A 14,638-nucleotide genomic window follows, 5' to 3' on the forward strand; every position below is an offset into this window, starting at 1 on the left:
GAACCATTAATAAGTCAGCCTTTTGGCTTTCAAAATAATCGTAATCTTCTTAACAATATCGCTGCTTTATTGCAAAGGGGAGTATTTTCGTGAACGCATCTGAAATGGCAACAAATTTGGAATATGCAAGTAAAATTGCTGCGGTAGTTAATTTATTTAAGTTTGAATTTCCTGACGCAAAGTCAGACTTAAAGCCTTGGAGAAGTGACGAACAAACAATGGAATTAGTAGATCCAGACTCTATAGATATCGGATTCCATTTTCCCGGTGTCAGTAAATCTTGGCAAAGTCGCAGTATATTGACTCAAATTCGTTTTTATCAAGATCCTGTTAATGGGTTGCGTCGTGCAATTGGTGTGGAAGTCGCTGGATTCGATCACCGGGGGGAACAGTGGAAGGTTTCTACGGTGGAAAATTGGAATTTTGTCGGCAAGCTTAAACCTTCTGAAGAAAAGAGAGACAAATTAAAAGATTTTTGTCGTCAAATTCTAGAAGTGTTTAATAGTGATTCGGAAGCAGAAAATAATTAGTTGGTGCTGCTAAATAGTTTTGCAATTTCCATCATTACAGTAAGAAGATTGATATGTACTATCGCGCTTGCCGAAAATTGTATAGCGGTTGTCGCGGATTTGTTCGTAGAATCTATCTCCAGCCCATTTTAATCCCGGTAAAGCGCGATAGGCATCAACAAATACACTACCTGCTGGTAATAACCGTCCAATTTCTTCTGCTGCTGCACTACCTTGCCAGCGTCTTTGGGGATTATCTGCATCAATCAAAATCATTCCTAATTCGCAATCGGTTGATGTAATATTCCACTTTTGCAGTGCTTGTTCATCCTGCATGGGAATGTAATTAAATAATTGTCCCTTGTCTAAATTCTCTAAAATTTGTACTAATGTCACGCAAAGATTGCAGTTGCCGTCGTAAATAACTTGGTAGGTCATAACTAAATAGAAATAGATAAATTAATAGGTTTCTAGTTTAAGTGTTTTAAACAATACCACCTTCCGATCTAATATAACTAGAAATTGCTTAAGGGGGATCGCATTTCTCGATCTGGATTAACTAGAACATATCAAAAAAGACTAACCACTATATCTTTTGCACATAACTTTTAAAATTCTTGTTCCCTCTATCAATAGAAAGTATTACCTTTTAAATAATTCAGTCGATAGAAAGTTTTAAAACTAAATGCATAACCCTAAACTAGAAATATACCGAACTTAAAGAGAGATGCATTATCATGGGCGACACAAACGGAAAACTCGCTTCACGTCTTTATCCGTCTCATATTGATATTCCTGCGAATGTGCGGAGCCAGGTTGTTACACTCCTCAACCAAAGCTTGGCTGCAACAGCAGATTTGAAAAGTCAAGTTAAACAAGCACACTGGAATGTGAAGGGAACTGACTTCTATCAGCTTCATGAGATGTTTGACGAAATTGCAGCCGAGATAGAAGAATACGTTGATATGGTAGCCGAGCGCGTTACCGCTTTGGCTGGATATGCTTGCGGTACAGTTCGTATGGCTGCTGCTGATTCCATATTGCCAGAATATCCTACCGATATTTTGAGTGGAATGGAACACGTAACTGCTTTAGTTGAGCGCTTTGCAGCATATGGCAAGCATTTGAGAGAAGCTATTGACAAAACTGACGAACTCAACGATCAAGACACCAACGATCTTTACGTTGAAATTTCTCGTACCATTGACAAGCGACTTTGGTTTTTAGAAGCTCATATCCAGGTTTCTGAAGTTAAAGCAGATGGTGGAATTAAACAGAAAGCTAGCGTTAACTAAATTTAGTTAATTGTTGAATTTTGTTTGTTATAACGTTCTGAAATAATTTTTTATCAATAATAAACCCGGTTTTTTTGAAAAACCGGGTTTATTAATATTTTAATCTTAAAAATAATGGCTCTTCATTACATAGTATGCTAAATTATGAGCAAGAAATCGCTGCAAAACTTACTATGCAAAGACTTTGACTATTATTTACTTGATTTCTTCCTAAAATCGTTTTTTTTCCCTTCTGCCTACAGCAAAGCTGCCTTCTGCCTTTTTACGATTATTTAGTTAGCATACCAAGTGCTGAAGAACCAAAATAATTTAGGATTTTTATAGGAACTTTTTGGTAAGTATCCTACTTTTAAGTGCGTACTTTTCATTTTATGGATGCATACTTTACTATTAAGTAGTAGCAAGTTAGAAAAGCTATTTTTGGTGGTTTAAATATTATTTTGACGGACAAAAAATAATGGTTAACTAAAACAGCAAATTTTTATAAGTAGGTAGGCGTAATTAAATCTAAAAGGTCATTGCGAGCAACGAAGCAACCTTAATTCACATCTTGCACCATTGTCAACACCACCGGGGGTTGCAAACCCCCAACTAATAGCAAAAGTCCTATAAATAGGACTGGGTAAGTGTTTCAGTCTACTTAAGTAGACTTTCGCTATTAGACTCGGAATTGATTCCGAGGCGGTTATGAAGGCTAATTGAAACTGGTACAAGATATCAGTTAAACAACTACTGCGATGAGCCGCAGCGCAGCACGAATGCTTCGTTCCTCGCAATGACACAGCATATTACATTTATTTGTACTCATCTACTTATAATCCAAAATCTAAAAGAAACGCATCCGTTGTTAAAATCCAAAATCCAAAATTAAAGTGAGGTAAATCTATGACTCAAGCTACTAAAACTCATCTTATTCATGACAGAAACGCTCGCGGTAGAACTCAAATAGGTTGGCTCGATAGTTCTCACAGCTTTTCTTTTGGTGGTTTTTACGATCCAAATCGTTTAGGATTTCGCTCTTTACGAGTAATAAACGATGATAGAGTTGCACCTGGGGCTGGTTTTCCTACCCACGGACATCGAGATATGGAAATCCTCACCTACGTTTTAGAAGGAGCGTTGGAACATAAAGATAGTTTGGGAACTGGTTCGGTAATTCGTCCCGGTGAAGCACAAATTATGAGTGCTGGTACTGGGATTATGCATAGCGAATTCAATTATTCCCAATCGGAACCCGTTCATCTTCTACAAATTTGGATTCTTCCAGATAAGAAAAATTTAAAACCTAGATACGAACAGAAAGCTTTTTCTAGTGAAGAAAGAACCGGACAATTACGTTTAATTGCCGCACATGATGCCAGAGATGGTGCTGTAAAAGTATATCAAGATGTGGATTTATATACTTCAATTTTGCAACCTGGAGACAAGATTAATTATCACGCTCAACCCCATCGTTACACTTGGCTGCACGTAGCTAAAGGTATTGTAAATCTAAACGGTGAAGAATTAAGAGCGGGTGATGGAGTTGAAATTAGTGGCGAAACACAATTGGAAATGACTACCAATGTAGGTGGAGAAATCTTACTTTTTGATTTGGGTTAATCTCAATCTTTAACTTTTTAAAGCTTTGTCAAAAACAGGTTTTATTAGCAACATCTCAATCGAATAAATCTGCATGATGCGTCAACATTACTGAGGCACCATGCAGATTTTTTGATTATACATAATTCATATACCATACATTGGCTATAATTACAACTGTCTTCAGATTGAAGAATAGATAATCATTTTCCACACCAATATCTTTCAATTTAATCAAAACAAGAAAATTTTCTGCAACAATTTAAAATTGAAAATACATTAATAAAACAGTATTGTAAACTGTTACTACTATTATCCTTTAGGTAGAGTAAGCATTTAAAATAAGGGTGTATATTAGTTAAAATGTATAAACATACGGATAAATGCTGAACCTAATTGTAATATAGGTGATTTATAGTATTTGCATAGGTTAAGTTACAAATCAAATTAATTTATTTTCGATCTGAAGTAAGTTGATTCCGAAGGGAAACGTAAGAGAATCTGTGAAGTAGTAAATATCCTTTTAGTTTAAAAAATCAGGTAAAAAATTGAACTATAAGAATACGATTAAAGCTTTATTTAAGGATTGTTTATCTTTGTGTAATTCCGTAGTTAATCATGACATCTCTACCACCAGAATCTCTACCGCCAGAATCTCTACCGCCAAAAAATCTAATTGTAGATGACGATAACAAACCAAAAGAAACTCCCGAACCACCTCGTAAAAAGCGGTGGTGGTTTTGGTTGTTACTTGCCGCACTGCTGTTAGGTGGTGGCGGCTTTTTCGCTTGGCGGATGATGTCTGGAGGAGAGCAAAAACCTGCCGGACAAAATCCTCAAAATCAAAAGGTACCAGTAAAATTAGCTACAGTAAACTCTGGGGTAATTGAAGATAGAGATGAATACATTGCTAGATTAGAATCGCGGCAATCGGTAACTCTTCAACCTCAAATACAGGGAAGAATTACGAAGATTTTCGTCAATTCAGGAGATGACGTGCAAACTGGTAATCCAATTATGCAGATTGATTCGAGGGAACAACAAGCAGCAGTTAACAGTGTTGATGCCGCCGCACAAGCTGCTCGATCTCAATTACAAAATGCGATCGCCACCCTAAAGTCTTTGCAAGCTGAGAGATTATCTAATGTTGCCGATGTTAATTTGAATCAGCAGGAATACGAAAGATATACAAGTTTGGCAGCCCAAGGAGCGGTATCGCAACAAACCAGTCAGCAATATGTGAATAGACTTGCGACAGCAAAGGCTAGGTTGAATGCAATTGATGCTCAAATACAAGCTCAGCAAGCTTCAATTAATCAAGCCGAAAAAGCATTACAACAGGCTCAAGCAAATACCAAACAACAACAAGTCCAGCTTCAGTACTATACTGTTTCTGCTCCGATTCCAGGTCAAGTTGGTGATTTGCTAGTTAAGCAGGGCGATGTTGTTAATACTTCTTCGCAGCTAACTAGTATTACCCAAAATAATCCTTTACAAGTTGAGATTTCAATACCTCAAGAGCGTGCAGCAGAATTACGTAAAGGAATGCCTGTAGAATTAGTTGACAATCAAGGTAAAATTTTGGGTAGGAGTCAGGTATTTTTTATATCTCCTAACGTCAATCAAAATACTCAGTCAATACTTATTAAAGCACTTTTTCAAAACTCTAATAATCAATTAAGAGCAGACGAATACGTTCGCGCCAGAGTAATTTGGCAGCGTCGTCCTGGTGTCTTAATTCCAGCAACATCAGTAGTACGTTTAGCTGGAGAAACTTTTGTATATGTTGCCAAAAAGCCAGATGATTCACAAGCAAACCCAGAATTTATAGCTAAACAAAAGCGCGTAAAATTAGGCAATATTCGCGGTAATAACTATCAAGTTTTAGAAGGATTGAGACAAGGGGAAAGAATTATAGTTTCCGGCATTCTTAATTTAAGAGATGGAGCGCCGATAATGCCTGAGTCTAAATGAATATGGGGAATTGGGCATGGGGGATAGGGCATAGTGAGTAGTTAGGAGTGAAGAGTTAATAGTTATAAATTAATAGTTGTTTCCAATTGATTTACGTAGTGGGGGCATCTTGCGGACATTGCGTCGAGGGAGCAAGATGCTCCCACTACTAACTGTTTTTTATTAAAAATAACTATATTGCTAACTCATAACTTTTAAATCCCAACTCCCAATTCCCAACTCCCAATGCCCAATGCCCAATTACCCATTCCTAACTCCTAACTCCTAACTCATTATTATGTTTGCCGACTTTTTTATTAAGCGACCTGTTTTTACTAGCGTCTGCGCGATTATTGTTCTGTTGGTAGGAGCTATTAGCATTCCAACGTTACCTACAGCAAGATATCCAGAGATTAGTCCGATTCAAATCAATGTTACTGCTAACTATGTTGGTGCGAATGCTGAAGTTGTTGAAAAGACGGTAACAACTGTTTTGGAACAGCAGCTAAATGGTGTGGAAGGGCTGAAGTATATGTCTTCGAGCAGTAGTAACAGCGGCACCAGTCAAATCACTGTGACTTTTGATTCGTCGCGTAATAAAGATATTGCCGCAGTTGACGTGCAAAATCGAGTTTCTTTGGCAGAACCGCAGTTGCCGGAAGCCGTACAGCGAACGGGAGTTATTGTTAGTAAGGAATCAAGTAACATTCTCTTGGCGATGGGGCTTTATAGCGAAAACCAAGAGTTTGAGAATGTATTTTTAAGTAATTATGCTGACCTTTATATCAGAGATAATCTACAGAAAATCGATGGTGTGAGTCGAGCGCAAATCTTTGGGGAACGTCGTTATGCTATGCGTTTGTGGCTCGATCCCAATCGTCTTGCTAGTCGCAATTTAACGGCTCAAGATGTAATTAATGCCCTCAACGAGCAAAACGTACAGGTGGGTGCGGGACAACTCGGACAGCAGCCGTCACCGCCAAACCAGATGTATCAAATTGATTTACGCGCTGTTAGTAGACTGCAAAATGTCTCGGAGTTTGAAGATATTATTATCAGAAGTGGGGAAAATGGCGTTTTAATCAAGTTGAAAGATGTAGGAAGGGCGGAGTTAGGAGCGGAAAATTACAACTCGTTTTTAAGATTTAAGGGTAATGAAGGGGTAGGTGTGGGAATATTCCCTACTCCTGGAAGTAATGCTTTGGAAGTTGCTGCTGCTGTTAAAGCGGAAATGGCTAATTTAGCTAAAGATTTTCCGCCGGGAATGCAGTATCAGGTGGCGTTTGACACGACTGCTTTTGTGGAAGAATCGCTTTCAGAAGTTATCAAAACGCTGTTGTTATCTATTGGTTTAGTTGTTTTAGTAATCTTTATTTTCTTACAAGATTGGCGAACAACAGTAGTACCAGTTATCACAATACCTTTGACGTTAATTGGTACTTTTGGTTTTGTGAAAATTTTTGGATTTTCAATTAATACCTTAACTTTATTTGGTTTAACTTTAGCAACGGGGATGGTTGTTGATGATGCAATTGTAGTGGTTGAAGATATTTCTCGCTTGATTAATCAAAAGGAAATGTCACCAAAACAAGCTGCTTCAGCAGCAATGCGTGAATTAACTGGAGCGGTAATTGCAACTTCTTTAGTATTGATGGCAGTATTTATTCCGGTAGCATTTTTCCCAGGTTCTACAGGTAAGATTTATCGTCAATTTGCCTTAACAATTGCCTTTGCTGTCGCGATTTCCACATTTTTAGCATTAACTTTGACTCCTGCTTTATCGGGATTATTATTTAGAAGAAAAACTAGAAGTAGCGGTTTTTTAAATAAAATTTTCGATGCTGTTAACTGGTTTTTGGATTCGTTGCGAGATGGATACGAATGGATTTTGCAACGTTTGACGCATCTTAAATTTTTAGTATTAGTGGTATTTGCTGCACTATTAGTAACTACTGGTTGGCTTTACACCATAGTTCCTCAAGCATTTTTACCGGAAGAAGACCAAGGTTATTTTATTACGATTATTCAAGGACCGGAAGGGGTTTCGCTTAATTATACGAGTAAAGTAATGCAACAGGTAGAACAGCAAATCCTGGAATTACCGGAAGTAGTGGGTACTTTTGCGATCGGTGGTTTTGGTTTTAGCGGCAGTACTGCTAACAACGGCGTAATTTTTACCACTTTAAAACCTTGGGGAGAAAGAACTGGAAAAGGGCAATCTTCTTTAGAAATTATTGGTAGATTAATGCAAAAGTTTGGTGGCATTACCGATGCAAGAGTTTTAGCAGTTAATCCCCCATCGATTCAAGGTTTGGGTAGTTTTAGCGGCTTTCAATTTCAATTGCAAGATAGAAGAGGAAACAGCAGCTTGAATGTAATGCTGCAAGAAATGGGAGAATTAATAGGAGCAGCCAGTCAAAGAGAAGAAATAGCAGCTGCTTTCAGTACTTTTTCGGCGAATATGCCGCAATTATTAATTGAAGTCGATCGCAATCGAGCCAAAGCATTGCAGGTAGATATTGACGATATTTTTAGTACTTTGCAGACTTATATAGGTTCGAGATACGTCAACGATTTCAATTTAGAACAGCGGACTTATCGAGTTTACGTGCAAGCAGATGCTCAATATCGTTCCAATCCAGAAGATATCGGTAAATTATACGTTCGCTCCCAAAATAATCAAATGATTCCTATGAATAACTTAGTAACAGTTACTTCAACCACTGGAGCGCAAACTATCAATCATTACAACCTATATCGTTCGATTGAAATTAACGGACAAACAGCACCAGGTTATAGTTCTGGACAAGCTTTAGACGCAATGGAAGAAGTTGCAAACCAAACCTTACCGAGAACTTTTGGTTACGAATGGGCCGGAATTTCAGCAGAAGAGAAGGAATCGGGGGGACAAGCACCGTTAATTTTTGGTTTGGGACTTGTTTTTGTATTCTTAGTATTAGCAGCGCAATACGAAAACTATATCGATCCTTTAATTATCATGCTTTCAGTTCCTTTAGCTATTTTGGGGGCGCTGTCGGCACAGTATTTAAGGGGTTTAGAAAATGATGTTTTTTGCCAAGTTGGTTTAGTAATGTTGATTGGTTTGGCTTCTAAAAACGCCATTTTAATTGTAGAATTTGCCAATCAATTAAGAGAAGAAGGACTTGCGATTAGTAAAGCAGCAGTACGTGCAGCAGAAGAAAGATTACGACCTATTTTGATGACAGCTTTATCAACTTTATTAGGAATTTTTCCTTTATTAATAGCGAAAGGTGCTGGTGCTGGTAGCCGTCAATCTTTGGGTACTGCTGTCTTCGGAGGAATGTTTGTTGCCACGTTTTTAAGTTTGTTTGTAGTTCCAGTTTTGTATATTGTAATTGTGTCTTTACGAGAGCAATTATTGCCTTCTAAAAAAGAAGATGAAACAGTGGAATCTGTGGAAACAAATGGTAAAGTCCCGGCAATTCGGGAATAGAATTGGGAGTCCGCAGTTAGGAGTTAACTTAAACAGCCCTGTTTCCTACTCCCGATTTCCTATTTTCTCTTAAATGTCAACCTGCAATTTATGTCAAATTTTGTTACGAGTGTGTAAGTTCTACAAACAAGTGTTTACCGCTTTGGGCTTTAATGACAATAATGGTTTTGTGGATATGTAAAACCCCATAAAAGCTCCCAACCTGACATGGAAGTTAATTAATGCAGTTCTCGCGGGCGATTGGTATTGCTAAATGGATTGCACCATGTCCATCAGCGCTAATTTTACGCCTTAGTGCTATCGCTTTGCACCAAGCATATATTTTTAGTTTGGGAGTTTTAGCAATTTACGTCTATTTATCGATGGCTCCAAAGTTTTACTTCAGTTAAGAGACTGCAAAAAATAACTTCCGGAGCGATTACCGCAATTTTTAATTATAGCAATTGGTATTTTACTAACTGCATCTGCTGTTTTCTTGAGGTTTAATTCATGAAAAGAACATTTTTTATTGTTGTACTAGCTATTTTCTTCACTTTCGATATATTTTTCGCTATATCAAGTGCTGTAGCGGAGAATCTTAAGGGTTCGTCAAATGTGGAAATTGTAAATCCCAGCGAAGGTACAAAAGCAATTTTTACAGATACTACTGACGATAATAGTCAAACCGAAGCAGGAGCGTTGATGCGTAACTAATAACCCTGCAAAGAGGGATACTTGTTAATTCCCGATTTCAAGAAATTTATATTGTGTTTCTCGCAAAAGCATTAATTTAGTTGATTAATTGATTATTTTCTGAAGAAAACACCGTTCTTAACTAGCAATCATAAAAGTTAAAAATACTACTATCGGTTTGCTTAATAAGGTTTTTGACTAAAAACTTGAACCTATTTACCAAACCGATATTATTTATGAACCTATCAATTGTTCGGAAGTCACAGATAAATATCAGAAAAAAAACTATTTTTTATCAGAAAATTTCAGCAATTTTTATTTAATCACCGAGTGATTTAGGAGATGGGGGACAAGGTGACAAGGAGAAATTAACTGATTACTGATAACTGCTCACTGATTACTGTTCACTGTTAACCGCATTATGGTAGTTTAAATTTAAACAATAAATAATTCTTATCCTTATGGCTGGAGTGAAATCTTGGGTGTAGAACTACGCAGTTATGTATATCTCGATAATTTGCAACCTCAACACGCAGCGTATATGGGAACGGTAGCCCAAGGTTTTTTACCACTGCCAGGAGACACTTCTTTATGGATTGAAATTTCTCCTGGGATCGAAATCAATCGAATTACCGATGTAGCGCTAAAATCTGCTTCGGTTCGTCCGGGGGTACAGATGGTAGAAAGGCTGTATGGTCTGCTGGAAGTACATTCTAGCTCTCAAGGAGAAACTCGCACTGCGGGACAAGCTATTTTAGCGGCTTTGGGAGTTAAAAGAGACGAAGGGCTTAAACCCAGGGTGGTTTCAAGTCAAATTATTCGCAATGTTGACGCTTATCAAACACAACTGATCAATCGAACTCGACGGGGACAGATGTTATTAGCGGGACAAACTTTGTATGTATTAGAAGTTGAACCTGCTGCTTTTGCTGCATTGGCTGCAAATGAAGCCGAGAAGGCTGCTGCAATAAATATCCTGGCTGTTAACGCTGTGGGTAGTTTTGGCAGACTTTATTTAGGGGGACAAGAACAGGATATACTTGCAGGTGCAGATGGAGCGTTAGCAGCAATTGAAAACGTAGCTGGTAGGGTAAATTCCCACAGTAAGCGTCAGCAGTAAAGATTAATTATGGCAAATTTAGAGCATCTAACTTTACTTAGAACTGGTACTTTTAAAGGGGATGAATGGAGAAAGAAAAATCCCCAAGTTGAATTAGATTTAAGTTCGGCAAATTTATATGGATACAACCTTGCAGGTGCAAATCTCCAAGGTGTGAATTTAAGCCATGTAAATTTGGAAAATGCTTGGTTAATACGAGCAAGTTTAATTGAAGCTAACTTTAATAGCGCTAATCTTAGCAATACAAATTTTCAAGAAGCTAATTTAATCAAAGCTAATTTTAGTTTAGCCAAACTAAATAATGCAAATCTTACAAAAGCTAATTTAAGTCTTGCTAATTTGATTGGGGTTGATTTAACTTCGGCGAATCTGCAAGATGCTTTTATGAGTGAAGCTAACTTGATTGGCACTAATTTAACAGGCGCTAATCTCAAAGGTGTAGATTTAGGGGGAGCAAAGCTAAACCGCGCTAATCTTTGGAGAGCAGCTTTACATGATGCTAACCTGATTGGTGCTGAACTGAGAAACGCCAATTTGTACGAGGTGGAAGCAACGGGCGCTTATTTCTATCAAGCTAATTTAAGCAAAGCAAATTTAACCAAAGCTCACCTCGGTGGTGCATATTTATTGCAAGCTGATTTGAGCGAAGCAGATTTGAGAGGTGCCGATTTAAGGTGGGCAAACCTTAAAGGCGCTAACTTTACAGGTGCAAATCTTAGGAATGCAAAACTTCAAGGTGCTAATTTGCTCGGTGCTAATTTTGATCGAGCAATAGTTGATAATTAGCAACAATAGCAAAAATAGCAAAAGCTCGATCAAAAGCTGACTGCTTTTGCTGCGGAATATAATGCTGTTTTAATAAAATCCGTATTAACACTATCAGTAAATGTTACATAGATAGGACTTACACAATCATAAATCGTCATTGCGACCGGAACGCGGTGTAGGGAAGCAATCCCAGCACATGGGAAGATTACTTCGCGCAGCGAATAATGACGCATTTACGTTACCTTTGCATAAATCCTAATAGAATCAAGATAAATATTAGCTATTACTTTTTATATTTTTTATAGAATATTTACTAACTATTTACCATTTTCTGTTCAACTGGAAATTATTAATAACCATAGAAATAATTTAATTTGACTAAATTTTGACTAAATTTTGACTAAATACTAAATTGGCTGAAAATTAAACTATTAATGTTATAAAATCTCTATTTATTGAAATTTTCTTTTAAAAATGAAATTTAAGCAAAAAAATCGGGAATACTAAATTTACCAAGATTATTTACAGGGAGCAAGCGGTCGATGCAAAAAAATAAATTGAATCCAAGTTTAAAAAATACACTTCCTTTACATATACCCACTGAATTTATCAAAATAGATCGAGAAGAGTGCGATCGCGCTATGCCAGAAGTTGATGAAGCTCTACAGGCAGAAGTTCCGTTTAAGGATGAAGAAGAGTCATTTGAAGCATCCGATTTGTTAAAGCAGGGAATTGAACAGCAACAAGCTGGAGACTTCAATGCTGCAATCAAAGCTTTACAGCACTCTAGTGCATTATTTCAAGCCTATGGAAATTTTGCGTCACAGGCTCAAGCACTTTTTTATTTAGCGCTAGTAGCTTATTGCTCTGGCGATTATAAAAGCGTTATATCTTACGCTCAACAATGCTTGTCTCTGGCTAAAGAGACTCAACAGGAACAGTTGCAGATACAAGCGCTTTCACATTTAGGCAACGCTTATCGTCATTTAAAACAACACTCTGAAGCTATTGAATTTTTACAAGAATGTTTGGAAAAAGCTCAAGAAATACAAGATAGTCGCTCTGAAATAGCAGCACTGAATAATTTAGGATTAGTTTATAAAGCTTTAAATAATCTTTCTCAGGCAATAGAATATCAAGAAAAAAGTTTAGAATTAGTGCGAGAACTTCAGGATAATTGGGGAGAAGAGCAAATATTAAAAAATTTAGGTAATGCTTGGTACGCTTTGATGAATTACTCTAAAGCAATTAATTACTACGAAGATTGTATAGTTGTATCTCGCTTACTAAAAAACAATCGCACTAGCATTCAAGTATTAAAAAATATTGGTAATGCTTGTTATGCTTTGGGTGAGTATAAAAAAACAATTATTTACCATCAAGAACGCTTTCAATTAGCAAAAGAAACTCAAGATACACGTGCCCAAGAACAATCTTTAGGTAGCTTGGGAGTTGCTTGTGAAGCTTTAGGAGATTACCAAGGGGCGATGTCTTATTATGAAGAACTTTTGCGAATAGCGAAAGAAATCAAAGATCGCCGCAGCCAAGATCAAGCTCGCGCTAGTCTGAAAACTGCTTGTTATGCTATTGGCGACTACGCTAGAGCAATGAAATACGATTAAAAGAGTAGTTAGGAGTTAGGAGTTAGGAGTTTTGATTAATTGATTCTCCTAATCCCTAATTTTCAATTCCCAATGCCCAATACCCAATGCCCTATTCCCCGTTCCCTCTTACTTCTTAACCGATTGCTGCTGAAGATATTCCAAAGCTTCTTGGGTTTCGATTTGAGGAAATTCTACATAGAAATTACTTACGCTTAAAAAGGATTCTGGTGCTGCTAAGGCAATAACTTGCTCGCCCCATTTATGCAGCCAAGGAATTAAACTTTGAGGTGCAACCGGAGTACACAACCAAATTTGTGAGGGATTTAATTTTCTCAGAGCGGTGGCTGCTGCTGCTATAGTCATACCCGTAGCAATGCCATCATCGACTAAGATAATAGTTGCTTTCTCAACCGTTACTTGAGAACAAGCAGGATTTAACTGTGCCTCTAACGATTTAGCACATTCTATTGCTGCATTTAAACTTGCCTGCCGTTTTTCTCGCGAGTAAAATTTGAAGCGAAACATCCGATTATCCGCCCAAATTACACTTCCTGAAGCAGTCACTGCACCGATGGCTAATTCCTCATTTTGCGGATGACTAATTTTTTTCGCGACTTCTATTTTTAAAGGACAATCAAGCAAACGCGCGACTGGCAAAGCAACTGGCAATCCCCCTCTAGGTAAAGCATAAACAATTGGTATTGGTTTTAATCCAGATTCAACCTGTTGTTTGTTTAACTGAGAACGAATTGCTTGCGCTAACTCCTCACCAGCAGTTTCGCGATTTTGAAAAAGTGGGTTGTATAACATGATTTACTAAACACTTTACAACGGCATTGGCTTGAATTTTGCTATCGTCTACTCGAATTAGCTGATATAATAAAGGGTTATAGATACAAGTATTACGCAAAAAAAGCGTACCCGAACCGATCTTTTTAAAGATTATTTTCTCAAAAGCAAGTTTAATTCAAATGAGCAGCGAAAATCAGTTAAGTCTTTTTGAGGACTCAACTCTTAATCAAAAAGATGCTATTCCAAAAGATGCTAAAGTTCCTATTCCTCCAGGTACTTATCAAACCATGAAGGAATTGGCAGAACATTGCAATAATTGTCAGCGTTGTGAACTTGGAAAGACTCGTCAAAACGCCGTGGTAGGAAGAGGAAATCTTCAAGCACCCATCATGATTATTGGAGAAGCACCCGGTCAAAATGAGGATGAAACCGGACTACCTTTTGTAGGAAGAGCGGGACAACTTCTTGAGAAAATCTTGGCTTCGGTAAAACTTGATAGCGAACAGGATATATATATAGCCAATATTAATAAATGTCGTCCTCCTGACAATCGCAATCCAACTGTTGAAGAAATCAAGGCTTGTAAACCATACCTTTTAGAACAAATTAGGCTGGTTGACCCGAAAATCATCCTTTTGACAGGTGCGACAGCCCTCAAAGGTTTACTCGCAGAAAAACGTGGAATTACCAAAATTCGCGGACAGTGGATAGATTGGGAAGGCCGTTTATGTATGCCTATTTTTCATCCTTCCTATTTGCTGCGTAATTCTTCTCGCGAAGTCGGTAGTCCCAAATGGCTGATGTGGCAAGATATTCAAGCTGTTAAGGCAAAATTTGACGAAATTCAGAAAAGTTAATTTTGTATATTG

The 14,638-nt window shown here is 37.6% G+C and carries 12 protein-coding genes; 10 read left to right on the top strand and 2 right to left on the bottom strand.

The window, feature by feature from the left end:
- Positions 1–89: 89 nt before the first annotated feature.
- A complete protein-coding gene (locus tag ACM03V_RS05285) occupies positions 90–530 on the top strand; it encodes a hypothetical protein (RefSeq protein WP_414619709.1) in 441 nt (146 codons plus the stop codon).
- 9 nt (positions 531–539) lie between these two features.
- Here the strand turns inward: ACM03V_RS05285 and ACM03V_RS05290 are convergent, their stop codons facing one another.
- Positions 540–947 carry a thiol-disulfide oxidoreductase DCC family protein gene (locus ACM03V_RS05290; protein WP_414619710.1) on the bottom strand — a complete coding sequence of 136 codons (408 nt, stop codon included), beginning with the start codon at positions 945–947 and terminating at the stop codon, positions 540–542.
- A gap of 299 nt (positions 948–1,246) precedes the next feature.
- Between ACM03V_RS05290 and dps the strand changes: the two genes are divergently transcribed.
- From dps to ACM03V_RS05330, 8 genes are all read left to right on the top strand, one after another.
- Complete coding sequence (gene dps / locus ACM03V_RS05295; RefSeq protein ID WP_414619711.1) at positions 1,247–1,804, top strand: DNA starvation/stationary phase protection protein Dps; 558 nt, start codon at positions 1,247–1,249, stop codon at positions 1,802–1,804.
- 885 nt (positions 1,805–2,689) lie between these two features.
- Positions 2,690–3,406 carry a pirin family protein gene (locus ACM03V_RS05300; protein WP_414619712.1) on the top strand — a complete coding sequence of 239 codons (717 nt, stop codon included), beginning with the start codon at positions 2,690–2,692 and terminating at the stop codon, positions 3,404–3,406.
- Between the two features lie 597 nt (positions 3,407–4,003).
- Complete coding sequence (locus ACM03V_RS05305; RefSeq protein ID WP_414619713.1) at positions 4,004–5,359, top strand: efflux RND transporter periplasmic adaptor subunit; 1,356 nt, start codon at positions 4,004–4,006, stop codon at positions 5,357–5,359.
- 277 nt (positions 5,360–5,636) lie between these two features.
- Complete coding sequence (locus ACM03V_RS05310; RefSeq protein ID WP_414619714.1) at positions 5,637–8,813, top strand: efflux RND transporter permease subunit; 3,177 nt, start codon at positions 5,637–5,639, stop codon at positions 8,811–8,813.
- A 489-nt stretch (positions 8,814–9,302) separates the two neighbouring features.
- Positions 9,303–9,506 carry a hypothetical protein gene (locus ACM03V_RS05315; RefSeq protein WP_414619715.1) on the top strand — a complete coding sequence of 68 codons (204 nt, stop codon included), beginning with the start codon at positions 9,303–9,305 and terminating at the stop codon, positions 9,504–9,506.
- Between the two features lie 457 nt (positions 9,507–9,963).
- Positions 9,964–10,605: a hypothetical protein gene (locus tag ACM03V_RS05320; RefSeq protein WP_414619716.1), complete on the top strand. Its 642-nt coding sequence runs from the start codon at positions 9,964–9,966 to the stop codon at positions 10,603–10,605.
- A 9-nt stretch (positions 10,606–10,614) separates the two neighbouring features.
- The gene (locus ACM03V_RS05325) at positions 10,615–11,391 is read left to right on the top strand and encodes a pentapeptide repeat-containing protein (protein ID WP_414619717.1); all 777 of its coding nucleotides are present in this window, start codon (positions 10,615–10,617) and stop codon (positions 11,389–11,391) included.
- Between the two features lie 524 nt (positions 11,392–11,915).
- Positions 11,916–12,995: a tetratricopeptide repeat protein gene (locus ACM03V_RS05330; RefSeq protein ID WP_414619718.1), complete on the top strand. Its 1,080-nt coding sequence runs from the start codon at positions 11,916–11,918 to the stop codon at positions 12,993–12,995.
- Between the two features lie 108 nt (positions 12,996–13,103).
- On the opposite strand, the gene ACM03V_RS05335 is transcribed toward ACM03V_RS05330, so the two are convergent.
- Positions 13,104–13,787 carry a phosphoribosyltransferase gene (locus tag ACM03V_RS05335; protein ID WP_414619719.1) on the bottom strand — a complete coding sequence of 228 codons (684 nt, stop codon included), beginning with the start codon at positions 13,785–13,787 and terminating at the stop codon, positions 13,104–13,106.
- 161 nt (positions 13,788–13,948) lie between these two features.
- On the opposite strand from ACM03V_RS05335, the gene ACM03V_RS05340 reads away from it, so the two are divergent.
- Entirely contained in the window at positions 13,949–14,626 is a 678-nt protein-coding gene (locus ACM03V_RS05340; RefSeq protein ID WP_414619720.1) for a uracil-DNA glycosylase, read from the top strand.
- Positions 14,627–14,638: the final 12 nt, after the last annotated feature.

This window comes from Calothrix sp. CCY 0018, from assembly GCF_963920925.1.
GTDB lineage: Bacteria > Cyanobacteriota > Cyanobacteriia > Cyanobacteriales > Nostocaceae > Rivularia.

What these genes read in the sequence shown, in the direction of transcription:
- ACM03V_RS05290 (WP_414619710.1), bottom strand. Translation starts at nt 947, where the DNA reads ATGACCTACCAAGTTATTTACGACGGCAACTGCAATCTTTGCGTGACA.
- dps (WP_414619711.1), top strand. Translation starts at nt 1,247, where the DNA reads ATGGGCGACACAAACGGAAAACTCGCTTCACGTCTTTATCCGTCTCAT.
- ACM03V_RS05300 (WP_414619712.1), top strand. Translation starts at nt 2,690, where the DNA reads ATGACTCAAGCTACTAAAACTCATCTTATTCATGACAGAAACGCTCGC.
- ACM03V_RS05305 (WP_414619713.1), top strand. Translation starts at nt 4,004, where the DNA reads ATGACATCTCTACCACCAGAATCTCTACCGCCAGAATCTCTACCGCCA.
- ACM03V_RS05310 (WP_414619714.1), top strand. Translation starts at nt 5,637, where the DNA reads ATGTTTGCCGACTTTTTTATTAAGCGACCTGTTTTTACTAGCGTCTGC.
- ACM03V_RS05315 (WP_414619715.1), top strand. Translation starts at nt 9,303, where the DNA reads ATGAAAAGAACATTTTTTATTGTTGTACTAGCTATTTTCTTCACTTTC.
- ACM03V_RS05325 (WP_414619717.1), top strand. Translation starts at nt 10,615, where the DNA reads ATGGCAAATTTAGAGCATCTAACTTTACTTAGAACTGGTACTTTTAAA.
- ACM03V_RS05330 (WP_414619718.1), top strand. Translation starts at nt 11,916, where the DNA reads ATGCAAAAAAATAAATTGAATCCAAGTTTAAAAAATACACTTCCTTTA.
- ACM03V_RS05335 (WP_414619719.1), bottom strand. Translation starts at nt 13,787, where the DNA reads ATGTTATACAACCCACTTTTTCAAAATCGCGAAACTGCTGGTGAGGAG.
- ACM03V_RS05340 (WP_414619720.1), top strand. Translation starts at nt 13,949, where the DNA reads ATGAGCAGCGAAAATCAGTTAAGTCTTTTTGAGGACTCAACTCTTAAT.